The 25413-nt window shown below is 69.2% G+C and carries 15 protein-coding genes; 12 read left to right on the top strand and 3 right to left on the bottom strand.

Going from position 1 to position 25413, the window contains the following annotated elements; genetic code table 11:
* Positions 1–323 precede the first annotated feature (323 nt).
* Complete coding sequence (locus tag AB0M27_RS10830; protein WP_365720139.1) at positions 324–3599, top strand: GH92 family glycosyl hydrolase; 3276 nt, start codon at positions 324–326, stop codon at positions 3597–3599.
* A gap of 58 nt (positions 3600–3657) precedes the next feature.
* On the opposite strand, the gene AB0M27_RS10825 is transcribed toward AB0M27_RS10830, so the two are convergent.
* Positions 3658–7461, bottom strand: a complete 3804-nt coding sequence (locus tag AB0M27_RS10825; protein WP_365720137.1) for a GH92 family glycosyl hydrolase — start codon at positions 7459–7461, stop codon at positions 3658–3660.
* Positions 7462–7822: 361 nt separating this feature from the next.
* On the opposite strand from AB0M27_RS10825, the gene ngcE reads away from it, so the two are divergent.
* The 9 genes from ngcE (at position 7823) to AB0M27_RS10780 (ending at position 19979) form a co-directional block, all read left to right on the top strand.
* A complete protein-coding gene (gene ngcE, locus AB0M27_RS10820) occupies positions 7823–9268 on the top strand; it encodes an N-acetylglucosamine/diacetylchitobiose ABC transporter substrate-binding protein (RefSeq protein ID WP_365720135.1) in 1446 nt (481 codons plus the stop codon).
* A 120-nt stretch (positions 9269–9388) separates the two neighbouring features.
* On the top strand, positions 9389–10324 hold the full coding sequence (locus tag AB0M27_RS10815; RefSeq protein WP_365720133.1) for a sugar ABC transporter permease: 936 nt from the start codon (positions 9389–9391) through the stop codon (positions 10322–10324).
* 15 nt (positions 10325–10339) lie between these two features.
* Positions 10340–11260 (top strand): carbohydrate ABC transporter permease, encoded by a 921-nt coding sequence (locus tag AB0M27_RS10810; RefSeq protein WP_365720130.1) that lies wholly within the window; start codon positions 10340–10342, stop codon positions 11258–11260.
* Between the two features lie 186 nt (positions 11261–11446).
* Positions 11447–12646: an ROK family transcriptional regulator gene (locus AB0M27_RS10805; protein WP_365720128.1), complete on the top strand. Its 1200-nt coding sequence runs from the start codon at positions 11447–11449 to the stop codon at positions 12644–12646.
* 133 nt (positions 12647–12779) lie between these two features.
* Positions 12780–13877 carry a substrate-binding domain-containing protein gene (locus tag AB0M27_RS10800; RefSeq protein ID WP_365720169.1) on the top strand — a complete coding sequence of 366 codons (1098 nt, stop codon included), beginning with the start codon at positions 12780–12782 and terminating at the stop codon, positions 13875–13877.
* A 186-nt stretch (positions 13878–14063) separates the two neighbouring features.
* Positions 14064–14855, top strand: coding sequence for an ATP-binding cassette domain-containing protein (locus AB0M27_RS10795; RefSeq protein ID WP_351806226.1), 792 nt, complete (start codon positions 14064–14066; stop codon positions 14853–14855).
* A complete protein-coding gene (locus AB0M27_RS10790) occupies positions 14852–16144 on the top strand; it encodes a sugar ABC transporter permease (protein ID WP_365720126.1) in 1293 nt (430 codons plus the stop codon). Before AB0M27_RS10795 ends, AB0M27_RS10790 begins: the two co-directional genes overlap by 4 nt.
* 230 nt (positions 16145–16374) lie before the next feature.
* Positions 16375–18303, top strand: coding sequence for a 1-deoxy-D-xylulose-5-phosphate synthase (dxs, locus tag AB0M27_RS10785; RefSeq protein ID WP_365720124.1), 1929 nt, complete (start codon positions 16375–16377; stop codon positions 18301–18303).
* Between the two features lie 152 nt (positions 18304–18455).
* On the top strand, positions 18456–19979 hold the full coding sequence (locus AB0M27_RS10780) for an amino acid permease (RefSeq protein WP_365720122.1): 1524 nt from the start codon (positions 18456–18458) through the stop codon (positions 19977–19979).
* Positions 19980–20178: 199 nt separating this feature from the next.
* Here AB0M27_RS10780 and AB0M27_RS10775 read toward each other — a convergent pair whose 3' ends face one another.
* A complete protein-coding gene (locus tag AB0M27_RS10775; RefSeq protein WP_365720120.1) occupies positions 20179–20577 on the bottom strand; it encodes an NTP pyrophosphohydrolase in 399 nt (132 codons plus the stop codon).
* A gap of 38 nt (positions 20578–20615) precedes the next feature.
* Positions 20616–21590 carry a hypothetical protein gene (locus AB0M27_RS10770; RefSeq protein WP_365720118.1) on the bottom strand — a complete coding sequence of 325 codons (975 nt, stop codon included), beginning with the start codon at positions 21588–21590 and terminating at the stop codon, positions 20616–20618.
* A gap of 20 nt (positions 21591–21610) precedes the next feature.
* Here AB0M27_RS10770 and AB0M27_RS10765 point away from each other — a divergent pair, with 20 nt between their 5' ends.
* Positions 21611–22831: a CapA family protein gene (locus AB0M27_RS10765; RefSeq protein ID WP_365720116.1), complete on the top strand. Its 1221-nt coding sequence runs from the start codon at positions 21611–21613 to the stop codon at positions 22829–22831.
* A 247-nt stretch (positions 22832–23078) separates the two neighbouring features.
* Complete coding sequence (locus AB0M27_RS10760; RefSeq protein WP_365720114.1) at positions 23079–25412, top strand: HAMP domain-containing protein; 2334 nt, start codon at positions 23079–23081, stop codon at positions 25410–25412.
* The last annotated feature ends 1 nt before the right edge of the window (position 25413 follow it).

Below are 25413 nucleotides of genomic sequence, written 5' to 3'. Positions count from 1 at the left end.
AACCGCTCTGGGCGGACCCGGTGTTCAGGTGCACCGGGTCCGCGAGCCGGGCGGGTGAGGGGGGTGCGGGAAACCCGCCCGGATGGTGCTGGCTTGTGAGGTCGACCGAATGCGCGACAACGTTGTCTATGGTCTGTGCATGACTCTACCGCCTCAACCGACAACGATGTCAACCCACTTGAGGTAGCCCGACCGGGTGATCCCCGGAGTGGGCCTACCGGGGCGTACGCGGTCTTCCGTGGTACGGCTGGGGCGCGTTACTGTCCCTGCGGCTTGTGCGACCCGTGGTGCGCGACCCGTCCGTAAGGAGGAGGGGCCGCGTCATGCGTTTCCGCCCCATGTCCCTGTTACTGGCCGCGCTTCTCACCACCGGCGCCGCCGCCACCCCCGCCCTCGCGGCGCCCACCGCACCTCCCGACCTCGTCAAGGACCCCACCGGGTACGTCGACCCGCTGATCGGCACCAGGAACGGCGGCGATGTCTTCCCGGGCGCCGTCGTGCCCTTCGGCATGCTCTCCTGGAGCCCCGAGAACACCAGAGGGGACGCCACCAGAACCGCCGCCCCCGGTGGCTACCAGTACGACGCCACGCGCATCCGGGGCTTCAGCCTCACCCACATGTCCGGCACCGGCTGTGCGGGCGGCAGCGGCGACATCCCCTTCTTCCCGTACGCCGGCGAGGTCACCTCCTCCCCGGCGAGCGACACCAGGGACGCCGTCTACGCCTCCGACTTCGCCCACGCCGACGAGACCGCCGAGCCCGGCCACTACAAGGTGGGCCTCGCCTCCGGGGTCACCGCCGACCTGACCGCCACCGCACGCACCGGCTCGGCCCGCTTCACCTTCCCGGCCGGCAAGCCCGCCTCACTGCTGGTGCGCACCGCCAACTCCGAGCTCGGCTCGGAGGACTCCACCGTCACCATCGACCCGGGGAGCCGGACGATCTCCGGGTCCGTCACCTCCGGCGACTTCTGCGGCTACCTCGATCCGGAAGGGCAGCGCGCCTACTACACCCTGTACTTCACCGCCCGCTTCGACCGCGCCTTCCAGAGCACGGGCACCTGGCAGGACGACAAGCTGAGCCCCGGCTCCCTCGCGGCCTCCGGCGGCACCGGCGGCTTCACGCACGGCGGGCGGCCCGTCGCGGGCAAGGGCGCCGGCGGTTACGTCGAGTTCGCGCCCGGCACCGGACCGGTCAACGTCGAGGTCGGCATCTCCTACGTCAGCCGGCAGGCCGCCGAGGCCAACCTCGCCGCCGAGAACCCGCCCGGCCGCTCCTTCGACGCGGTCGAGAGCGCGGCCCGCCGGGCCTGGCGCGAGCGGCTCGGCGCGATCCGTGTCGGCGGCGGCACGGACGCCGACCGCACCACCTTCTACACCGCGCTGTACCACGCGCTGCTGCATCCGAACATCATCAGCGACGCAGACCGCGGATACCGCGGCAGCGACGGCAAGGTGCACACCGTGGGCCACGGCCATCGAGCCCAGTACGGCACCTTCTCCGGCTGGGACGTCTACCGCGACCAGGTGCAGCTGCTCACCCTGCTCGACCCGCGCACCGGCTCCGACATCGCCCAGTCGCTGTACGAGCTGGCCCGGCAGAACGGCGGCACCTGGGACCGCTGGCTGCACGGCGCGAGCGGCACCCATGTCATGAACGGCGACCCCTCGCCGACCGCCCTGGCCGGCATCCGGGCCTTCGGCGGTACCGGCTTCGACCTGCACGGCGCGCTGGACTCGCTGGTCGAGGCGGCCACCGTCCCGACCGCGCAGGACCTGTCCCCGGCGGGCAAACCGGTGCTGTCCGCCGGCCAGCGCCCCTCGCTGGACAAGTACCTCGACCTGCACTACATGCCGAGCGTCTCCAACGCCTGGGGCGGTGCCGCCGAGACCCTGGAGATGTCCACGGCGGACTTCTCGCTCTCCCGACTCGCCGCCGCAGCGGGGGAGAAGGACACCGCCGCCGCCTTCCAGCGCCGTGCCCAGTGGTGGCAGAACAACTTCGACGTCGCCGCGGACACGAGCGGCGGCTACATCGCCAACCGCAAGGCCGACGGCAGCTGGGTCACCGGCTTCACCCCGGACACCGGCAACGGCTTCGTGGAGGGCACGGCCGCCCAGTACACCTGGATGGTCCCGCACGACCCGGCGGGCCTGTTCGCCGCGCTCGGCGGCCGGGACAAGGCGCTCGCCCGGCTCGACGACTTCTTCCACGACGCCGGCGGCGGCTGGGCCCTCACCGGCCACGGCGGCACCAAGTCCGAGCTGGACAACGAGCCGTCGATCAACGTCCCCTACCTGTACGACTACGCGGGCGCCCCGTACAAGGCACAGGAGACCGTACGAGCCGCCATGCGGCAGCTGTGGTCGACCGCGCCCGGCGGCATCCCCGGCAACGACGACCTCGGCGCGATGTCGGCCTGGTACGTCTTCTCGGCCCTCGGCATGTATCCACAGGTGCCGTCCCGGGCCGAACTGGTCCTCGCCTCACCGCTGTTCGAGCGCGCGGAGATCAGCAGGCCGCAGGGCAACGACATCTCCATCCGCGCGAGCGGAGCGGCGCCCGACGCGCCGTACGTCCAGTCCCTGAAGGTCGACGGACGCAGCAGCGACCGCCCGTGGCTGCCGGCGTCCTTCGTCCGGGACGGCGGCACCCTGGACTACACCCTCTCCGGCACCCCGAACCGGACCTGGGGCAGCGACCCGGTCTCCGCCCCGCCGTCCTTCCGCGAGGGCGAGCAGCCGTACCAGATCGGCGTCGGCCCCACCGCCGCCACGCTCGCCCCCGGTGACAGCACGAAGACCGTCGTCCGCGCGCTGTCCCTGAACGGCGGCACCGGCCCCGAGGTGCGCTTCCGGGTGGACACCCCGGCCGGCGTCACGGCCACGCCCGCCGAGGGCACGGTCACCGACGGCCTCCAGGAGATCACCCTCACCGCCGCGAAGGACGCGGCACAGGGCTTCGCCGACGTCAAGATCACGGTGACCTCGGGCGACACCTCCTACCGGCAGCCGGTCGCCCTCACCGTGGCCGCCCCCGGCACCCTCCTCGCCGCCTACGACAACACCGGAATCTCCGACGACACGGGCGACCACGACGAGGCCGACTTCGACGGCGGCGGCTGGAGCTACTCCCGCCAGGCCCTCGCGGCGGCCGGCCTGACAGCGGGCGGGCAGGGGACCGTCGACGGCCTCGCCTTCACCTGGCCGGGCTCACCGGACGGCCGCCGGGACAACGCCTCGGGATCCGGCCAGACCATTGAACTCACCACCCCTGCAAGCAAGTTGTCCTTCATCGGCAGCGCCGTCAACGGCAACCAGCAGACCAGGGCGACCGTCACCTACACCGACGGCACCACCGACACCGTCGACCTCTCCTTCACCGACTGGACCATCGGCGGCGGAGGCGGCAGCGTCCAGTACGGCAACGAGGTCGTCGCGAGGACCTCGTACCGCAATGTCGCGGGCGCCGACAAGGACCCGGTGGCGACCTACGTCTTCGCCACCCGGCCCTTCACCGCGCCGGACGGGAAGACCATCGCGAGCGTGCGGCTCCCGCAGAACGGCGACCTGCACGTGTTCACCCTGGCCGCCGGCTGACCGACCGCATGACGAGGGGGCGGACCCGAACGGGCCCGCCCCCTTTCCCGTGCCCGGGTCAGGCCAGCAGCTCCACCTCCGCCAGTGTGGACTCGCCGTCCAGGACCAGCCGGTACTTCGTGTACGTGCCCGGCGTGGCGATGGTGAACGCCCGGGTCTGGCGGTCCCAGGTGAACGATTCGCCGGAGCGGTGGTCCAGGGTCTGCCAGGTGGTGCCGTCCGTGGAGCCCTGGAGGGTCCAGCCGGTCGGCGCCCTGGTGTGGTCCGTCGAGGAGGTCAGCGTGTACTGGACGGGCTTCACGGCCCCGTCCACCGGCATGTCCACCGAGGTGACCGTGGCGTCCGTCGCCGAGGTGTTGTCGAACAGCGCGCCGTCACCCTTCAGGACGTCCGAGCGGGGCGCCGGCACCTTGTCGTCCTGGGTGACGGAGACCGGGGCCGCGTTCTTGCCCGTGCCCCACGCGGACGGCTTGGCGCCCATGAAGAACTCCAGCACCCCACCCTTGGACAGCATCGAGTGGGGCAGCGAAGTCGACGTCCAGGGGCGGCCGTTGAAGGTCACGCCCTGGATGTACATGTTCTTGGCGCTGTTGGCGGGCGCCTTGACCACCAGGTCGCGGCCGTTCTCCAGGTGCACGGTGACCTTCTTGAACAGCGGGGAGCCGATGGAGTACTCGCCGCTGCCCATCACCAGCGGATAGAAGCCGAGCGCGGAGAACAGGTACCAGCCCGACTGCTCGCCGTTGTCCTCGTCGCCGTGGTAGCCCTGCCCGATCTCGCTGCCGGAGTAGAGCCGGGAGAGGATCTCGCGGACCGTCGCCTGCGTCTTCCAGGGCTCGCCGGCCGCGTCGTACATGTACGACACATGGTGGGCGACCTGGTTGGACTGCCCGAGCATGCCGATCCGGACGTCTCGTGCCTCGGTCATCTCGTGGATGACACCACCGTAGGAGCCGACGTAGTCCGGGGAAGCGGTTTCCGGGGTGGAGAAGAACGCGTCCAGCTTGTCGGCGAGAGCCTGCCGGCCGCCGTAGAGGTTGGCCAGGCCCCGGCTGTCCTGCGGGACGCTGAAGGCGTACCCCCAGCCGTTCGTCTCCGTGTAGTCGTACCCCCACACGCGCGGGTCGTACGTCGCGGAGTCGATCCGCCAGTCGCCCTTGGCGTCACGGCCCTGGAAGAAACCGCCCGCCTTGGAGTCGAACAGGTTCACGTAGTCCCGGGCGCGGTTGAGGAAGTACTCGGACTCCTCCTTGTAGTGCTTCTCGCCCGTCTTCTCGTACAGGGCCTCGCCCATCTTCGCGATGCCGTAGTCGTTGACGTACCCCTCCATCGCCCAGGACAGGCCCTCGGCGGTGGCGGTGCTGGTGTAGCCGAGGAACGGCGAGGTGCTCATGCCCTTGCGGCCCACGCCCGACATCGGCGGCACGACGGTCGCGTTCTTCAGGGCCGCGTCGTAGGCGGCCTTCGCGTCGAACTTCACGCCCTTGACGTACGCGTCCGCGAACGCCACGTCCGAGGAGGTGCCGGTCATCAGGTCGGCGTAACCGGGTGAGGACCAGCGCGAGGTCCAGCCGCCGTCCTTGTACTGCTGCACGAACCCGTCGACCATCTCGCCCGCCTGGGACGGGGTGAGGAAGGAGTACGCCGGCCACGTGGTCCGGTATGTGTCCCAGAAACCGTTGTTGACGTACACCTTGCCGTCGACGATCTTCGCCCCGGTGTGGGTCGGGGTGTCCTGGCTCGGCATCGGGGAGAAGGGGGAGGCGTACCGGTCCTTGCCACCCACCTTCTCGAAGCCCGAGTTCGGGTACAGGTACAGCCGGTACATGCCGGAGTACAGCGTGGTCAGCTGGTCCGGGGTCGCGCCCTCCACCTCGACCTTGCCGAGCAGCTCGTCCCACGTCTGCTGGGCCTGCTGCCTGACCGTGTCGAAGGAGGTGCCGTCCGGGATCTCCTGGCGCAGGTTGTCCTTCGCCTGGTCGACGCTGATCAGCGACGTCGCCAGGCGCAGCGTGACGGTGTGGTCCGCGCCCGCGTCGAAACGCAGATAACCCTTCACCCCGCTCGACCCGCCGTCCGTCACCGGCTTGTCGAACTCGCCGTACACGAACAGCCGGGTCGCGCCCGTCGACAGGCCCGACTTCACGTCCGAGTAACCGGTGACGATCCCGTGCTCCTTGTCGAGCGTCAGGCCCGCCTGCTCGGTGACGTTGTCGAACAGCACGCTCGCGTCGTCGCCGGGGTAGGTGAAGCGCAGCATCGCCGCGTGGTCGGTGGGCGTCATCTCCGCCTTGAGACCGTTCTCGAAACGGACGCCGTAGTAATACGGCCGCGCGGTCTCGTTCTCGTGCCGGAAGGGCAGCTCGCGTGCCTCGCGGCCGGTGTCCGGGGTGCCGGACGCAGCCGACGGCATCAGCTGGAAGGTCTGCCGGTCACCCATCCACGGGCTCGGCTCATGGCTCGCGCTGAACGCCTGGATCGTGGGCAGGTTGTCGTCGTTGTTCGCCCGCGCGTACTCGTACAGCCAGCTCAGCGAAGAGGCGTTGGTCACCGGCGTCCAGAAGTTGAAACCGTGCGGAAGGGCGGTCGCCGGGAAGTTGTTGCCGCGCGAGAAGCTGCCGCTGGAGTTGGTGCCGCGCGTGGTCAGCGCGTAGTCCGACAGATGCGCCTGCGGCTCCTGCGGCGGTACGGGCTTCAGCGCCACGTCGTCGATCCAGCCCCGGAACTTCGCCGGCCCCGCGGGGGAGTCGTACGCCACCAGGATCCGGTCGACCGTCTTGCCGGCCGCCACCGACCCGATCCGCGCGACCACGTTGTTCCACTGGTTCACGTACAGCGACTTCGACGCACCCTGCCCGCGCGGTGACAGCGGGAACCCGTGCTGGTCCAGCGCGCCCAGACCGCTCAGATACGTGCCGTCGGTGAAGGCCAGGTCGAGGGAGACGTTCGTGGCGTCGTAGTCCCGGTCGCCGTCGGCCATCTGCGGGAAGATCCGGTACGACAGCTGGGTGTCGCCGCCGACCTTCACGTCCACGTCGAAGACCTTGTTGTACGAGTACGCCCGGCCGCCCGCCGTGTGCCGCCCGGCGTAGCGCAGCGCCCGCTTCCCGGTGAACCCGACCCGGGCCTTGGCCGTCGGCGAGGCGGTCGGGCCCTTGTCGACCAGCGTCAGCATGTCCTGCGGCACCGGGCCGCCCCCGCCACCGGTGGAGAACTGCACATCGGCGAGCTGCAGGATGTCGGCGCCGGAGTTCTTCGTGACCTCCAGCCGGAAGTGCTGGTACTCGGCGGGCTCGGCCAGGTCGTAGGACTTGGTCTGGAACCGCTCGGAGAAGGTCTCGCCCGCGCGGGTGTCGACCGTCTTCCAGTCCTTGCCGTCGGTGGAGCCGAGCAGCGTCCAGTCCCTCGGGTCGCGTTCGGCGTAGTCGTTGGCCGAGGTGAGCGCGTACGTCAGCAGCTTGATGGGCTTGTCCAGGTCGAACTCCACCCAGCCGGTGGGCTCGAAGGTCAGCCACTTGGTGCCGGGCTCGCCGTCGGCCAGGTTCTCCTTGACCTCGCCCGCGCCCGTGTTCTCGCCGCTCGCCCGGACCTCGGTGACATGGTCGTTCACATTGCCCGGTATGCCGGTGCTGTAGCCGCCGTCGACCCCCGAGGCGCGCTTGGTGCCGTCCGGTTCGGTGTCGACGGTGTTGAGCCAGTCCGGTGCCGGATCGCCCGTCTCGAACGAGGATGCGAACTCCCGGTCGGCTGCCGGAGCCTTGGCGGGCAGGGCGACCGCCGCGCCCTGTGCGCCGACGGCCATGACAAAGGCGGCCGTAAGGACGACCGCCGGACCCCATCTGTGCCGAGTTCTCCGCTGCATCTACGGATTCCCCTCCTGCGACCACTCTGGACAACGTTGTCAACTTCGGTGCGCAGGAACCAGTAGGGCGTCAAGTTGCCCATGGTGTCAAGGGTGTTGGGTGTGGCATTCAGGCACTTATGCCGCGAGTTTTTCTGTCAGGCGCCCCACAGGGGTCTCATATTTCCGCGAGGTCTCAACTCGGAAAAGACCCATGGCGAACCCTGCATTCGATCTTGCTCCGCCGGCGGGAAATGGACTATACCTGTCGGCACTTCCAGCAAGACCCAGCACTACTCTGCACGACCCAGCACTACCCGACCGCGGTGCCGGGGAGGATCCGGTTCACCGCCTGAGTCCTGGAGAAGGCGAGGACTTGAGCATGGGATCCACTGCGAACCACGGTGGCGAGGGTGTCGGCCGCCGCGATCTGATCAAGCGTTCGGCCGCGCTGGGCCTGGTGGCCACGCCCGCAATGGGCCTCCTGTCCGCCTGTGCGAGCGGCGGCGGAGGCGGCGACAACTCCGACGAGGGCAACACCAAGGGAAAGGCGTCCAAGGACAACCCCTTCGGCGCGAAGAGCGGCAGCAAACTCGATGTCGTCGTCTTCAAGGGCGGATACGGCGACGACTACGCCAAGGCGTGGGAGGCCGACTTCAGCAAGAAACTCGGCATCACCTCGACCCACACCGGCACCCAGGAGATCACCGGAAAGCTGCAGCCGCGCTTCAACGCCGGCAACCCGCCGGACGTCGTGGACGACTCCGGCGCCCAGCAGATCAAGATCGACGTCCTGTACAAGAACGGCTCGCTGCTCGACCTGTCCGAGGTGCTCGACGCGCCCTCGGTGGACGACCCGAGCAAGAAGGTCCGTGACACCCTGATCCCCGGCACGCTCGACCCGGGCATCCAGGAGGGCAAGGTCGTTGCCCTCAACTACATTTACACGGTGTGGGGCCTGTGGTACTCCGGCAAGCTCTTCAAGGAGAAGGGCTGGACGCCGCCGAAGACCTGGGACGACTTCCTGGCCATCTGCCAGGACGCCAAGAAGCAGGGCATCGGCGGCCTCGCCCACCAGGGCAAGTACCCGTACTACATCAACGTCGCCATCATGGACGTGATCGCCAAGAAGGGCGGCATCGACGCCGTCAAGGCGATCGACAACCTGGACCCGAAGGCGTTCGTCGGCTCCGCCGCGGCCCAGGCGGGCGTCGAGGCGATCTACGAGGTCGTCGAGAAGGGCCTGTTGATGCCTGGCACCAACGGCCTGACCCACACCGAGTCGCAGACCCGGTGGAACCAGTACAAGGCCGCGTTCATCACCTGTGGCTCCTGGCTGGAGAACGAGCAGCTGAAGCAGACGCCGACGGACTTCGACATGAAGTTCCTGCCGATGCCGCTGCTGTCCGGCAGCAAGATGCCGTTCGAGGCGATCCGCGCCGGCTCCGGTGAGCCGTTCATCATCCCGGCGAAGGCGGCGAACCTGCCCGGCGCCAAGGAGTTCATGCGGCGGATGCTGTCCAAGGAGTGGTCGACGCTGTTCGCCAAGGAGGCCAACTCCCTGACGATTCTGCAGGACGGTGTGGACCCGAGCGTGAAGCTGCGGCCCGGTACGCAGTCCACGGTGGAGGCCTCCAAGGCGGCCGGCTCCAACACGTTCCGGTATCTGTACCCGGACTGGTACAGCGAGATGGACACGGCGATCCAGAACGCGTCCAATGAACTCATGGCGAAGCGGATTCAGCCGAAGGAATGGCTGAAGCGGTGTCAGGCGGCCGTGGACAAGCAGGCGAAGGACCCGGCGTCGAAGAAGAACCGGCACGAGTAGATTCGCCTGACCGCCGTGGGGGTGCGGGTGTGATTGCTGTGCCGGTCCGTGGTGGCTGGTGGCGCAGTTCCCCGCGCCCCTTTCGGGGCGTTGGTGCTGACCGGAATATCAGGGGCAGGTATGCGCAAAGGGCAGTACCGGTTCGTCACGGGGTTTCTCTTCGTTCCCGTGGTGCTTTATCTGATCTTCGTGATCTGGCCGTACATCCAGACGTTCGGCTATTCGCTGACCGACTGGAAGGGGCAGTCGCAGACCTTCGGCTTCGTCGGTCTGGACAACTACAAGGCGCTGTTCCAGGACGATGTGTTCCTGGAAGCCGTGTGGCACAACATCCAGTTCCTGATCTTCATCCCGGTGATCACGATCCTGCTCGCCCTGTTCTTCGCCTTCATGCTGAACGCGGGCGGACGCAGCAGGGCCGGCGGAGTGCAGGGCGTCGCGGGGTCGAAGTTCTACAAGATCGTCTACTTCTTCCCGCAGGTGCTGTCGCTGGCTATTCTCGCCGTGCTGTTCAACGCGGTGTACCGCAGTGACGGCGGCGGTCTGCTCAACGGCGCGCTGATCAAGATCGGCCTGGTCGACGCCGACAACCCGGTGGAATGGCTGAACGAGCCGAACCTGGTGCTGTGGGCACTGATGGTGGCCGTGGTCTGGCAGGGCGTGGGCTTCTACCTCGTGCTGTTCTCGGCCGCCATGCAGTCCATCCCGAAGGACGTCTACGAGGCCGCGCTGATCGACGGCGCCAACCGCAACCAGTCCTTCTTCCGCATCACCCTGCCGCTGCTGTGGGACACCGTGCAGACCGCCTGGGTCTACCTCGGCATCGTCGCCATGGACATGTTCGTGCTGGTGTCCTCGATGACCCAGAACATGGGTGCGTACGGCGGCGGCCCCGACCATCACAGCGATGTGATGTCGACGGTGATGATGCGCAACTTCCTCTACTACGGCAAGAGCGGCTACGCCTGCGCGATGGGTGTGGTCATGCTGCTGCTCACCCTGATCCTGTCCGTGGTCACGCTGCGCGCCACCCGCCGCGAGCGCATCGAGTTCTGAGCGGGAGTAACGACGATGACTGCACTCAAGGAGACCGCCCCCGCTTCGGCCGAGGGGCCCGTGGCCAAGGTGCCCGTCAGGCCCGGCGACCGGCGCGGCGAGGGCGTCGTACTGAACGTCTTCTCGCACGGCTTCCTCGCCCTGTGGGCGCTGCTGATCGTGCTGCCGCTGCTGTGGCTGGTGCTCAGCTCCTTCAAGACCGACGCGCAGATCGGCGGCTCCGCGTTCGGCTGGCCGCACGACTGGTCCTTCGACGTCTTCCAGCGGGCCTGGAACAAGGGCATCGGGGACTACTTCCTGAACACCGTGATCGTCCTGGTGTTCTCCGTGCCGCTGACCATGCTGTTCGGCTCCATGGCCGCGTATGTGCTGGCCCGGTACCAGTTCTGGGGCAACCGGCTGCTGTACTACTTCTTCGTCGCCGGCGCCATGTTCCCGGTGTTCCTGGCCCTCGTGCCGCTGTTCTTCATGGTCAAGCGGCTGGACATGCTGAACACCTACCAGGGCCTGATCCTGGTCTACATCGCCTACTCGATGCCGTTCACGGTGTTCTTCATGCACGCCTTCTTCCGGACCCTGCCCACGGCGGTCTTCGAGGCGGCGGTCCTGGACGGCGCCTCGCACACCCGGATCTTCTTCCAGGTGATGCTGCCGATGGCCAAGCCCGGCCTGATCAGCGTGGGGATCTTCAACACCCTGGGCCAGTGGAACCAGTTCATCCTGCCCACGGTGCTCATGCAGCCGCAGAGCGGCTCCGACCCCGAGCGCTATGTCCTCACCCAGGGGCTGATCCAGCTGCAACAGCAGCAGGGATACGCCTCCGACCTGCCGGTCCTGTTCGCGGGTGTGACCATCGCGATGATCCCGATGCTGGTCGTCTACCTGTCCTTCCAGCGCCAGGTGCAGGCGGGTCTGACCTCGGCGACCCTCAAGTAGCGGCACGCTCCGCGACCGTCCGTGCACACGCCGCTCCGGCCTCCGGGCGGCGTCCGCACGTGCGTCCGCGTACCCGGAAACGGTTCAACCTCTTGACGGAAGACACCCCGAACAGCTCAGCTTAGAGTTCACTAGTTGGACATACGCGGGGCCTCGCCGAAGCGGCCCCGCGCTCAGGAGGTCGTCGTGGAGACTCCAGGGTCGCAGTCGTCGCTGCACCGAGCCAACCTGGAGCGGGTCGTACGGGCCGTACGCTTGGCCGGGTCCCTCACGCAGGCGGAGATCGCGCGGACGACCGGTCTGTCCGCCGCGACCGTCTCCAACATCGTGCGAGAGCTGAAGGACGGCGGAACCGTCGAGGTCACGCCCACGTCGGCGGGCGGGCGCAGGGCCCGCAGCGTCAGTCTGAGCGGGGACGCCGGGATTGTGATCGGCGTCGACTTCGGGCACACCCATCTGCGCGTCGCGATCGGGAACCTCGCCCACCAGGTGCTGGCCGAGGAGGCCGAGCCGCTGGACGTCGACGCCTCCGCCGCGCAGGGCTTCGACCGGGCGGAGGAGCTGGTCAGCCGCCTGATCGCGGCGACGGGCGTCAGCCGGTCCAAGGTGGCGGGCGTGGGGCTCGGTGTGCCGGGTCCCATCGACGTGGAGTCGGGGACGCTGGGCTCCACCGCGATCCTGCCGGGCTGGACCGGCGCCAAGCCCGCCGAGGAGCTGCGCGAGCGGCTCGGCGTGCCCGTGCACGTGGACAACGACGCCAACCTGGGCGCCCTCGGCGAGCTGGTCTGGGGCGCCGGCAAGGGGGTCCGCGACCTCGCGTACATCAAGGTCGCGAGCGGTGTCGGCGCCGGTCTGGTGATCGAGGGGAAGATCTACCGGGGTCCGGGAGGCACGGCCGGAGAAATCGGACATATTACACTCGATGAATCCGGCCCGGTCTGCCGCTGCGGGAACCGCGGTTGCCTGGAGACGTTCGCGGCCGCACGCTATGTGCTCCCGCTGCTCCAGCCCAGTCACGGCCCCGACCTGACCATGGAGGGTGTCGTACGGCTGGCCAGGGACGGAGACCCGGGCTGCCGTCGGGTGATCGCCGACGTCGGCCGCCACATCGGCAGCGGGGTGGCCAATCTCTGCAATCTCCTCAACCCGAGCCGGGTGGTCCTCGGCGGTGATCTCGCCGAGGCCGGTGAGCTGGTGCTCGGGCCGATCAGGGAGTCCGTGGGCCGCTACGCCATTCCCAGCGCGGCGCGCCAACTGTCCGTTCTCCCGGGGGCACTTGGCGGTCGTGCCGAGGTGCTCGGAGCGCTCGCCCTCGCCCTCAGCGAGATGGGCGATTCGACCCTTTTGGACGGTTCGCTGTCCATGGCGGCCCCTGCCTTCACTTAGAGAACGGATGGCACCGTTGCCATCTCGTTAAGGATTTACTTCTTGACGTCGCACGTGTGGCCGAGTTGACTTCCAGCCACCTCGGCCGCAACGACGCGGCCTCGTCAGGGAGGTTTCTGAAGTGAACACGCGTATGCGTCGTGCGGCCTTCGCCGTTGCTGCTGGTGCCATGGCCGTCTCTCTCGCCGCCTGTGGCAGCGCCAAGGAGTCCGGTGGTGGCTCCTCCAAGTCGTCCAGCCCCAAGAAGGGCGACGCCATCACGGTCGGCCTGCTCCTGCCGGAGAACCAGACCGCCCGTTACGAGAAGTTCGACAAGCCCTTGATCGAGAAGAAGGTCCAGGAGCTCACGAACGGCAAGGGCAAGATCGTCTACGCCAACGCCAAGCAGGACGCCAGCCTGCAGAACCAGCAGGTCGACACCATGATCACCAACAAGGTGGACGTCCTGATCGTGGACGCGGTGGACGCCGCGGCCATCAAGAACTCGGTGCAGAAGGCCAAGGACGCCGGCATCCCGGTCGTCGCCTACGACCGCCTGGCGCAGGGCCCGATCGACGCGTACACCTCGTTCGACAACGAGACGGTCGGCAAGACCCAGGGCGAGGCCCTGCTGAAGGCCCTGGGCTCCAAGGCCAAGTCCGGCAAGATCGTCATGATGAACGGTTCCTCCACCGACCCGAACGCCGCGCAGTTCAAGAAGGGCGCCCACGAGGTGCTCGACGGCAAGGTGAACGTCGGCAAGGAGTACGACACCAAGGAGTGGAAGCCGGAGAACGCCAACTCCAACATGGAGGGCGCCATTTCCGCTCTGGGCAAGAAGAACATCATCGGCGTCTACTCCGCCAACGACGGCATGGCCGGCGGTATCATCACCGCCCTCAAGCAGGCGGGCATCAAGGTCCCGGTCACCGGCCAGGACGCGGAGCTCGCGGGTGTCCAGCGCATCGTCGCCGGTGAGCAGTACATGAGCGTCTACAAGCCGTACGCTCCCGAGGCCGCCGCCGCCGCCGAGATGGCCGTGGACCTCGCCCAGGGCAAGTCGCTCGACTCCGTCGCCAAGGACAAGGTCGACAGCCCGACCACCAAGCAGGTGCCTTCGGTCCTGGTGCCCGTCACCGCGCTGACCAAGGACAACATCAAGGACACCGTCATCAAGGACGGCGTCTACACGGTTGCCGACATCTGCACCCCGCAGTACAAGGCCGCCTGCGACAAGATCGGCCTGAAGTAAGCAGCCGCACGCGCCTTTCCAACTAGGGGAATCCACCCTTGAATTTCCCTAGCGGGAGGAAGGCGTCCACAAGCTCCTCCGGCGCCCCGCGCAAACAAACAGCCCCGCAAGCTCGGTGCGGGGCGCCGGACGGAACTACCCCCCAAACTTCTGCACAACCTCCCGCCGGGTCAGGCGGCGAAGGAGATGGTTCACGTGTCCGCTACGCCCGTGCTGGCGTTGCGCGGGGTCTCCAAGCGGTTCGGTGCCGTTCAGGCGCTCACCGACGTAGAGCTTGAGGTCCACGCCGGTGAGGTGGTCGCCCTGGTGGGCGACAACGGTGCCGGAAAGTCCACGCTGGTCAAGACGATCGCCGGCGTGCACCCCATCGATGAGGGTGTCATCGAATGGGAAGGCAAGGCCGTCCAGGTCAACAAGCCGCACGACGCCCAGAACCTGGGCGTCGCGACGGTGTACCAGGACCTCGCGCTGTGCGACAACATCGACGTCGTCGGCAACCTCTTCCTCGGCCGGGAGATCCGCCGCCGCGGTGTGCTGGACGAGGTCGAGATGGAGCGGCGCTCGCGCGAGCTGCTGGACCAGCTCTCGATCCGCATTCCCAGCGTCCGCATCCCGATCGCCTCCCTCTCCGGTGGTCAGCGCCAGGTCGTGGCGATCGCCCGCTCCATGCTCGGCGCGCCCAAGCTGGTCATCCTCGACGAGCCCACCGCCGCGCTAGGTGTGGAGCAGACCGCCCAGGTCCTCGACCTGGTGGAACGGCTGCGGGAGCGCGGTCACGCCGTGATCCTCATCAGCCACAACATGGCCGACGTCAAGGCCGTCGCCGACAAGGTGGCCGTCCTGCGTCTGGGACGCAACAACGGCGTCTTCGAGGTCAAGTCGACCTCGCAGGAAGAGATCATCTCCGCCATCACCGGCGCCACGGACAACGCCGTGACCCGTCGTGCGGCGCGCAGCAATGGGGAGATCAAGAAGTGAGCATCGACAAGACCTCCACGCCCCCCGAGGACGTCCCCGTGGAGAACCCCGAGGCAGCGCGCGGCTCCGACGTCGCCGTCGACCCCCGCCTGCTGGTGCGCGAACAGGGCCTCGCCGGCTATGTCACCGAGTTCAAGCGCAAGATGAAGGCCGGTGACCTCGGCTCCATCCCGGTCGTCATCGGCCTGGCGATCATCTGGATCATCTTCCAGAGCCTGAACTCCAACTTCCTCACCGCGGGCAACCTCTCCGACATCTCCGTCGCCATGGTCGGCACGGGCATGATCGCCATCGGTATCGTGTTCGTCCTGCTGCTCGGCGAGATCGACCTGTCGGTCGGTTCGCTCTCCGGTGTCGCGGGCGCCACCTTCGCGGTGCTCAACGTCACCCACGGCATGAACGAGATCCTGGCCCTGGTGCTGTCGATCCTCACCGGAACGGTCGCGGGCGCGCTGCAGGGCTTCTTCTTCGCGAAGATCGGCGTGCCGGCCTTCGCGGTCACCCTGGCCGGTCTGCTGTTCTGGAACGGCTTCATGCTCAAGATCCTGGGCGACAACGGCACGATCAACCTGAACGACAACGGCCTGGTAGCCAAGCTGACCAGCTACTACTTCTCCGACGTGGCCGCCGCCTACGGCCTGGCCGTCGCGGTGACGGTGCTGTTCTTCCTCAGCTCCTACTTCGGCAACAAGCGCCGCGAGGCCGCCGGTGTGCCGTCCCGCCCGCTGAGCGAGACGGTCCTGCGCACCGTACTGCTGGCCATCGTGTCCTTCGCCGCCGCGATCGTCTTCAACCAGTACAAGGGCCTGCCGCTGGCTGTGGTGATCTTCGTCGGCATGCTGCTGATCACCGACTTCGCGCTGCGCCGCACCCCCTACGGCCGCAAGGTCTTCGCGCTCGGCGGCAGCGTCGAGGCGTCCCGCCGTGCCGGTATCAACGTGGACATGGTCCGCATCTCGGTGTTCGCCATCTCCGGTACGTTCGCGGCCATCGGCGGTCTGTTCATCGCCTCCAAGATCGCGTCCGCCAACCAGGGTGCCGGTGGCGGTGACCTGCTGATGAACGCGATCGCCGCGGCGGTCATCGGTGGCACCTCGCTGTTCGGTGGGCGTGGGCGCACCTGGAACGCGCTCCTCGGTGTGCTGGTGATCGTCTCGATCCAGTACGGCCTCGCGCTGGAGGGCATCGCCTCGCCGGTGCAGTACATGATCACCGGTGGTGTGCTGTTGGCCACGGTCGTGATCGACGCGGTGACGCGCAAGACGCAGAAGACCGCGGGGCGTGCGTAACGCCTAGTCGCCCTGGGGGCGTGGGGTTGTATCGGGTGTGCTGGTCCGTTGTGGCCGGCCGCGCCCACGCGGCGGAGCCGCGTATCGATACGGCCCCGCGCCCCTTCGGCGCGCCCACCGTGCCCGGCACGCTGAAACGTGCCGGGCGCTGTCGTGTCGTGCAAAGCCGGAACATTAGACTCTGGCGAGCCCGGCGAAAGCTCGATCAGCTCTACTGCAAGGAGGCACGGGTGCCGCTGCTGACCCGCATCAGGGGACCGCGCGATCTGGACCGGCTCAGCCTGGAGGAGCTGGCCCAGCTGGCAGAGGAGATCCGGACCTTCCTCGTCGACGCGGTCTCCAAGACCGGCGGCCACCTCGGCCCCAACCTCGGTGTGGTGGAGCTGACCATCGCCCTGCACCGCGTCTTCGACTCGCCGAGGGACAAGGTCCTCTGGGACACCGGCCACCAGTCCTATGTGCACAAGCTGCTCACCGGCCGGCAGGACTTCTCCCGGCTGAAGATGAGGGGCGGCCTGTCGGGCTACCCCTCGCAGGCCGAGTCCGAGCACGACGTCATCGAGAACAGCCACGCCTCCACGGTGCTCGGCTGGGCCGACGGCATCGCCAAGGCCAACCAGCTCAAGCAGCGCGACAGCCATGTCGTGGCGGTCATCGGCGACGGGGCGCTCACCGGCGGTATGGCCTGGGAGGCGCTGAACAACATCGCCGACGCCAAGGACCGCCCGCTGGTCATCGTCGTCAACGACAACGAGCGGTCGTACGCCCCCACCATCGGCGGCCTCGCCAACCATCTGGCGACCCTGCGCACCACGGACGGCTACGAGCGGTTCCTCGCCCGCACGAAGGAACTCCTGGAGCGCACCCCGGTCGTCGGCAGGCCGCTGTACGAGACCCTGCACGGGGCGAAGAAGGGGTTCAAGGACTTCATCGCCCCGCAGGGCATGTTCGAGGACCTGGGCCTGAAGTACGTCGGCCCGATCGACGGCCACGACATCGAGGCGCTGGAGTCCGCCCTCGCCCGGGCCAAGCGGTTCGGCGGGCCCGTCATCGTGCACTGCCTCACCGAGAAGGGCCGCGGCTACCAGCCCGCCCTGCAGGACGAGGCGGACCGCTTCCACGCCGTCGGCAAGATCCACCCGGACACCGGCCTGCCGATCGCCAGCTCTGGCGCCGACTGGACCTCCGTCTTCGGGGACGAGATGGTCAGGCTCGGCGAGGAGCGCGAGGACATCGTCGCCATCACGGCGGCCATGCTCCAGCCGGTCGGTCTCGACAAGTTCGCCAAGCGCTTCCCCGAACGCGTGTACGACGTCGGGATCGCCGAGCAGCACGGTGCCGTCTCCGCGGCGGGCCTCGCGTACGCCGGGGTGCACCCCGTCTTCGCCGTCTACGCCACCTTCCTCAACCGCGCCTTCGACCAGGTCCTCATGGACGTGGCCCTGCACCGGTGCGGGGTGACGTTCGTGCTGGACCGGGCCGGTGTCACCGGAACGGACGGTGCCTCGCACAACGGCATGTGGGACATGTCGATCCTGCAGGTCGTGCCGGGGCTCAGGCTGGCCGCCCCGCGGGACGCCGAGCAGGTGCGGGCCCAGCTGCGGGAGGCCGTCGCGGTGGACGACGCGCCGACCGTGGTGCGCTTCTCCAAGGGGGCCGTCGGGCCCGCCGTACCGGCCGTGGGCCGGATCGGCGGCATGGACGTGCTGCGCGAGCCCGGCACCGACCGGCCGGACGTGCTGCTCGTCTCCGTGGGCGCCCTCGCCCCGATGTGCCTGGAGATCGCCGGCCTGCTCGACAAGCAGGGCATCTCCACCACCGTGGTCGATCCGCGCTGGGTCAAGCCCGTCGACGAGGCCATGGCCCCGCTGGCCGAGCGGCACCGGGTCGTCGTCACCGTCGAGGACAACAGCCGGGCCGGCGGCGTCGGCTCCGCGATCGCCCAGGCCCTGCGCGACGCCGGCGTGGACGTGCCGCTGCGGGACTTCGGCATCCCGCCGCGCTTCCTCGACCACGCCTCCCGCGCCGAGGTCCTCGCCGAGATCGGCCTGACCGCCCCGGACATCGCCCGCCAGGTCACCGGGCTCGTCGCCAAGCTGGACGGCCGGTTCGACCGTACGGCCGCCGAGGTGGACTCGGTCGAGCCCGCGCGCGACTGACGCGAACGCGCTCCCACGGGCCGGTCACGCCACACCTTGCGGTGGCGGAACCGGCCCGCTTGCGTGAACCTGCCTGTGCCGGGGCATACGCATCCCGACCCTCTCGATCATGACGGGCCAGGGCGTGGCCCCCGAGCGTGGGAGGTAGGTACGTGAGCAGCGCGCTGTTCAGGACGAAGAACGTCGAGCAGTCCATCCAGGACACCGAGGAACCGGAGCATTCGCTCAAGAAATCCCTCTCCGCGCTGGATCTGACCGTCTTCGGCGTCGGTGTCATCATCGGCACCGGCATCTTCGTCCTCACCGGACAGGTCGCCAAGAACAACGCCGGCCCGGCGGTGTCCCTGGCGTTCGTGGTGGCCGGCGTGGTCTGCGCGCTCGCCGCCCTCTGTTACGCCGAGTTCGCGTCCACGGTCCCCGTGGCGGGCTCGGCGTACACGTTCAGTTACTCCTCCCTCGGCGAGCTGCCCGCCTGGATCATCGGCTGGGACCTGGTCCTGGAGTTCGCGCTCGGTACGGCGGTGGTGGCGGTCGGCTGGTCCGGCTACATCCGCTCGCTGCTGGACAACGCCGGCTGGCATCTGCCGGGCTATCTGGCCAGCCGGGACACGGCCTCCGGCTTCGGCTTCGACATCCTCGCCGCCGCCCTGGTGCTGGTGCTCACCGGCATCCTCGTCCTCGGCATGAAACTGTCGGCCCGGATCACCTCGCTCGTCGTCGCCATCAAGGTGATCGTCGTCCTCATCGTGATCATCGCCGGTGCCTTCTTCATCACGGGCAGCAACTACTCGCCGTTCATCCCCAAGCCCCAGCCGGTGCCGGCCGGCGGCAATCTCAAGGCCCCGCTGATCCAGCTGATGTTCGGCTGGGCGCCCGCCAACTTCGGTGTGATGGGCATCTTCACGGCCGCCTCGGTGGTGTTCTTCGCCTTCATCGGCTTCGACATCGTGGCCACGGCCGCCGAGGAGACCCGCAACCCGCAGCGGGACATGCCGCGCGGCATCCTCGGCTCCCTGCTCATCTGCACCGTGCTGTACGTCGCCGTCTCCCTCGTCGTCGTCGGCATGGAGAAGTACTCCCTGCTGTCCGTGGAGGCCCCGCTCGCCGACGCCTTCAAGGCCATCGGGCACCCCTGGTTCGCGGGTGTGATCAGCTTCGGCGCCGCCGTCGGCCTGACCACGGTGTGCATGATCCTGCTGCTCGGCCAGACCCGGGTGTTCTTCGCGATGAGCCGCGACGGCCTGCTGCCGCGCTTCTTCTCCCGCGTCCACCCGCGTTTCCGCACCCCGCACCGGCCGACCATCCTGCTCGGCGTGATCATCGCGATCGTCGCCGGTTTCACCAGCCTGAGCGAGCTCGCCGAACTGGTGAACATCGGCACGCTCTTCGCGTTCGTCGTCGTCGCGATCAGCGTGATCATCCTGCGCCGGACCCGCCCGGACCTGCCGCGCGCCTTCCGCACCCCGTGGGTCCCGGTCATCCCGACCCTGTCGGTGTGCGCCTCGCTGTGGCTGATGCTCAACCTGCCGGCCGAGACCTGGCTGCGGTTCGCCATCTGGATGGTGATCGGTTTCGCCGTGTACTTCTTCTACGGCCGGACCCACAGCCGGCTGGCCCCGGGCGGGCAGACCACCACCGGAGCGACCCAGCGGCCGTCCGCCGGAAACGCTCCGTAACCGTCTTCACCCGGTGACTCCTCGCTTGCGGCCCCGTGCGGTCGGTCGGGCCGGCGGCCGGAGTCCGTGCTGTTGCCGCTGGGCTCTTGGCCGAGATTCGTGCGGATGCCGGCCTCTCGACCCGGCCCCGTGCGGACGTCGGGCGCTCGGACCGATCCCGTGCGGACTTCGGGCTCTCGGCCCCGTGCGGACGGCGGCCTCAGCCCAGTACCGTGCGGGGCCCCGTCACCTGTGCCCCGCGTTCCTGGACCCGGCGTCGTAGTTCGCGGTCGGCCGTGACGACCAGGCATGGGCGGACGGCGGCCGCTGCCGCGAGGTGCACGATGTGGTCGTCGCCGCTGCCGGGGGCATCCTCGACGCGCACCCCGGGCACCGACTCCACGCCCCGGGCCGCGCCCTCCACCACCAGGACCAGTTCCAGGGGACCGGGCAGGCCGGTTACGCCGGACCGGGCGAGGGGCGCCAGCCGGTCGCGCAGGCGCTCGGCGGCACCGCGGCGGTCGCGCCACCAGCCGTCGGGCACCGACCCGACGACGTTCGCGCCGTCGACGACGAGCAGCGGCAGCGGTTCGTGCCCAGCGCCCGAAGTGTCCGTCATGTCGGTAACAGCCCTGTTCTGCCGTGTTCCTGGCGGACTCAGTCTGTCACGGGTCTCCCCGCCCACCGGCGGGTGATCTCGGTGATCGCCGCGGCCGCGCGCTCGGCGGGCCGCCCGCCCGCGCGCACCTCCGGGGAGAACTCGACGTGCAGGAACGGCACATGGTCGGCGTCGGCCACCCGGCCCTGCACGTTCGTCCGGCCCTCCAGCGGACAGGAGCGCGCCCAGGCCCGGCACACCCGGAAGCCGTGGCCGAGCAGGGCGTCGGCCAGGTCGCGGCCGTCCTGCCGGCCCGCCGACCCCGCACCGGTGGAGGCGACCACGTCGTAGCCGGGGACGGCGGACGCGGCGAAGCCGTGCACCTGGATCCCGGGCATCCCACGGCGGGCCAGCTCGGCGCAGATGGCGTGGAAGACGGTGTCCAGGCGGTGCGCCACGTCCGCGGAATTACCGACCCCGGCTTTGCGATGTGCTCCCGCGATCACCAGGACCCCACCGGGTGAGCCGCGCAGCACCCGCACGCCCAGCTGCTCGGTGCCCAGATCGAAGCCGGGATGAGGGACCTGCACCGACCAGCTCGGGCGGTGGTCCAGATCCAGGTAGACCCGGCCCCAGCCGCGCGGGGTCACGGCGGAGTCGGTGCGGTCGGCCACCTCGGCGTAGCGGTGGCCGGAGGACCGGTCGAAGACCGTGCGTACGGTGAAGTCCCGTTGTGAGAGTCGCTGTTCCGCTTGTTTGCGGTGACCGTCGAGCAACAGGCCGACGGCCGCGGCGATGTCCTCGCGGTCGGACCGGCCGGGCGCCAGATAGCCCCGGTCGGGGCCGAACCGGCTCGTGTAGTCGGCCACCTCGCGGGACAGGTCGATCTGCTCGGCCCCCTTCGGCACGGGCCCGCGGGCGTCGTCCACGGTGCCGCCCGGGGTGCGGAGCAGGGCGGTGAGACCGGCCGCGAGACCGGTGACGACCAGCAGCAGTGTTGCGATCGTTATGAGACGTGAGCGATGGGCTCTCATGGTTGTATCAAGATATCCCGGTGAACAGACGCCGTAGCCGGACCCTGTTGTCCTTGCTGACCCCGCTCTCCCTCCTCGCCGCCGTCTCCGGATGCGGACTCCTCTCGGACGACGCCGCTGCCTCGGGCGGCGGGCGCTCCTTCACCGTCGCGGCCGCCGGGGACATCCTCATGCACCCCGAACTGGTCGACCAGGCGCGCAAGGACGCCAAGCGCACCGGCAAGGGCGTGGACGGGCTGGACTTCGAGCCGATGATGGCCGGGATCAAGCCGCTGATCAGCAAGGCCGACCTGGCGATCTGCCACTTCGAGCCGGTGATGGGCCCGGCGACCGGACCGTTCGAGGGCTTCCCGGACTTCCAGGTGCCGCCGCAGCAGGCGAAGACCATCAAGGACATCGGCTACGACACCTGTTCCACCGCCTCCAACCACACCCTCGACCACGGCTACGACGGCGTGAAGCGCACCCTCGACGCCCTGGACGCCGCCGGCCTGAAGCACACCGGCTCCGCCCGCACCGCGAAGGAGGCGAACACCCCGCTGATCATGGACGTCAAGGGCGTCAAGGTCGCGCAGATCTCCTTCGCCTACGGCTTCAACGAGCCGCACACGCTGCCGAAGGACAAGCCCTGGCTGGCCAACCTGCAGGACCTGGGCCGGATCAGGGCCGCCGAGCAGCGGGCCCGCAAGGCCGGTGCTGAGGTGGTGATCCTCTCCCTGCACTGGGGCCGTGAACACCATCCGGAGCCGTCGGGCTCGCAGATCTCCTTCGCCCGGCAGATCGCCCGGAACACCGGTATCAACCTGGTCATCGGCCACCACGCGCACGTCGTGGAGCCGATGGAGAAGGTCGACGGGACCTGGATCTCCTACGGCCTCGGCAACCAGATCGCCCGGCACGAGGTGCCGACGGGCCTGACCGAGGAGGGCGTGATCGCCTGGTTCACGTTCACCGAGCAGGGTAAGGGCCACTGGGACGTCCAGCCGCGGTTCGAGCCGACGCTGCTGACGATCCCGCCGGACGCCGAGAACGTCCGGGACGGCGGCACCGCCGCGTACACCGGCGACGACGTACGGGACTACCGCCTGCTGGACGTGCCGGCCGCGCTCCGCGACGACCGCGACCTCACCGACGCCCAGAAGGCCCGGCTGCGGCTGGCCTTCGAGCGCACCGAGGGCACCCTGCTGAACCGCGGCGCGGCCAAGGACGGGCTGAAGCCGCTCACGCCGCTGCCCGAGTAGACGCCGGAGAGGCCGCCATGCCGGAGAGGCCCCCAGAGGCAACGCATTTGTCCGAACTTGTCCGACGGTTGCGCGATGTTGCCTAGATCACGTCGGACTTACTGCAACTTAGTGCCCCTCTTATCTGTCTGAGGTATCCGGGCGGGCCCTTAGTGTCGGTACGCCCGGAGCCCGTTTTCACGAGAGGACACCTCCCTTGGCGTCACCGCCCCCGGCGCGGCAGCACCGAGCCCGCCGCCGAGCCGACATGTCGCTGATCGGAGGCATCCGCCCGCCGATCGCGGTCCTCTCGGCGCTGCTGCTGACGCTCGCCGCCATCACGGCCCTGGTGCTGGGCCGCGTCGACGACGCCGGCGTGCCGAAGGCGGTGCTGAACTCCCAGCAGCACTTCGCCGAGGACGGTGCCATCGCGCTGCGCGCCTCCATCGACGAGTCCGTCAAGGACGTCACCCGCTCCGCCACGCTGTTCAGCGCCGGGCAGCCGGTCTCCGGCGACGCCGTCCTCGACAAGCTCGGCAGCACCTACGAGAAGTGGATGGGCACCGCCGTCGTCGAGGTCCGCACCGGCAAGCTGGTCGCGGCCCGCGGCGAGACGGTGCCGCTGACCTCCGTGGACCTCTCCTCGCTCAGCGGCGAGGACGGGCTGGCCCCGCGCATGGTCCGGCTGAAGAACGGCGAGGTACGGCTGCTGTCCTTCGGACTGCTGACCTGGCCGGGCAAGCCGCAGCTGCTGCTGGTGGCCTCCAGGAACCTGAAGTTCCCCGGCATCAGCCTCGGCCAGTTCCGCTCCATCGCCGTGGTCGACGCGGGCGGCGCGATCCTCAGCAGCGACGGCATCGCCGAACCGGAGTCCGCACGCAACAGCATCGACCGCAAGGACATCACGGACTCCCGCAAGCAGCTGAAGGACTTCGCCGGGCAGGCCGCCCGTCGCGCGAAGCAGGATCCGCGCAGCAGCAAGGAGCCCGGCAGCGGCGGCTACCAGGGCGTCAGCGGCAGCCTCCTCGGCGGCAAGCTGCTCGGCGACCGCTCCGTCGCCGGATACGCCACGCTCGCGGCAGCCGAGCCCGGCGAGACCACCACCGCCTCCGGACTCGGCCTGTCCGTGGTCGCCATGGTCAAGGTGACCGAGGAGTCCGGCGGGACCCAGTCCCCGGTGTTCGGGCTGGCGGCGGGCGCCGCGCTGCTCGTCGTCGGCGCCCTGGCCGTGGCGGTGCTGCTGGGCACCGTGCAGCGCCCGCTCATCCGGCTGTTCCTGGAGTCCCGCCGGCTCACCCGCGGCGATCTGACCCGGCCCGTCACCGTCCCCGGCTACGGCGAGGCGCACCGCATCGGCGGCGCCCTGGAACGGCTGCGCCGGCAGCTGCTCGGCGAGAGCGCCGAGGCCACCGGAGCGGCCGAACGCCCCAGCGGCCCGCGCCGGGTGGGCACCCGCGCCCTCCTCGCGGTCTGCGCCGTGCTGCTCCTGGCCTGGGCCGCGCCGCTGATGCTGCTGTTCAACCGCGCCGACAACACCGCCGAGATACCCCGGCAGCTCGTCAACGACCAGCGCGAACGCACCGACACGCTCAGCGACCGGGTGCGCCGCGCGCTCAACGAGGGCGACGCCGACCTGCAGTCGGTGGCCTCCCTGATCGGGGACAAGACCGCACCCGACGCCATGGAGACGGTGCTGGAGCGCACCTACAACGAGAACAAGCGCTACCGCTCCCTCTACGTCGTCGACTCCTCCGGCGAGATCAAGGCCCGCGAGGGCAAGGACCCGAAGGTGATCCGGCAGAACCGCGTCTCCGACAAGCCCCTGCGGCTGCTCGGCCGCGGCGGCAAGGAGCCCGTGGTCGTCGCCGTCGCCGAGATACCCGGCCGGGACGGGGACCGACTGATCGGCGAGTTCCGTCCCGAGTTCCTCAACGCCCTGCTGACCCGCCCGGGCCTCGGCGTGGTCCGGCTCGTGGACGACCGTAACAAGGTCATCGCCGGCAACACCGGCTTCCTCGCCTTCCAGTCGCTGCCCGACCAGCACCTGACGGACCTCGTCGAGGCCAGCGCCCAGCGGCTCGGCAAGAAGCCGCGGCCCAACGGGGTGCTGTACCGGGAGAACGGGCTGCGGATCGCCGCCGCCGCGCCGTTCTCCGGCAGCGGCTCGGCCGAGTCGCTGCACTGGAGCGTGGTCAGCTGGGAGCCCGTCGACCGGCTCGCCATCCCGGAGTACGACACCCAGAACCGCACCGTCCTCGCCGGTCTGCTCGGCGCCGCCGCGGCCGTCGCCTGCCTGGGCTGGCTGCACATCGTCGTCGCCCGGCCGCTGCGCACCCTCGCCGACCGGGCCGAGGCACTGGCCGGGGGCGACCGCAAGACCGTGCTCTTCCCGCAGCACCACGACGAGGTCGGCGCCGTCACCCGCTCCCTGGAACTCATCCGGCAGCAACTGCAGGACCAGCGCAAACAGCAGCCTCGCCGGACCCCGCCGCCCCGGCCCTCCGCACCGCGGCAGGAGCCGCCCGAGCCGTACACGCCGCCGTCGCACCCGGACCCGTACCCGCCCCAGCAGTACCCGCCCCAGCAGTACACAAGGAACTGAT

The organism is Streptomyces sp. NPDC052107 (assembly GCF_040680215.1).
Classification (GTDB): Bacteria; Actinomycetota; Actinomycetes; order Streptomycetales; family Streptomycetaceae; genus Streptomyces.
This window is presented reverse-complemented; position numbering and strand designations above follow the sequence as displayed.